The organism is Leifsonia sp. SIMBA_070 (assembly GCF_046534635.1).
Classification (GTDB): domain Bacteria; phylum Actinomycetota; class Actinomycetes; order Actinomycetales; family Microbacteriaceae; genus Leifsonia.
The window spans coordinates 1-258 of sequence record NZ_JAWRYK010000524.1 but is presented as its reverse complement, the minus strand read 5'-3'; the positions used below and the strand labels follow the sequence as shown (position 1 = coordinate 258).

General features: G+C 66.3%; 1 protein-coding gene. It reads right to left on the bottom strand.

Annotated elements, in window-relative coordinates:
• The coding region (locus SB754_RS21295) for a hypothetical protein (protein ID WP_410784328.1) at window positions 1–258 on the bottom strand (258 nt) is incomplete at both ends.

Sequence of the window (258 nt, the reverse complement as noted above, 5' to 3'; positions counted from 1 at the left end):
CGTATTGAGCCGTAGGCCGCGGAAGCCGATGCGTTCACTCCATTCATCGCGGACCGCTCCAGCCTCGTCCTCGAGACGCACGACGAGGTTCGAGAGCGGCTGCCCTCCGAGGCCGTGAGGCCACCACAATTCGGGGTCGTCGACGACGACCGAGACCTGAGCACGAGTGCCCCCTGTCGGGACCGCACAAGCAGATTCCGAGCCGTCTACCGATGCGCGAACGACGAGATCCGCGGGTGCAGGCTCGGCCAGTTCCAC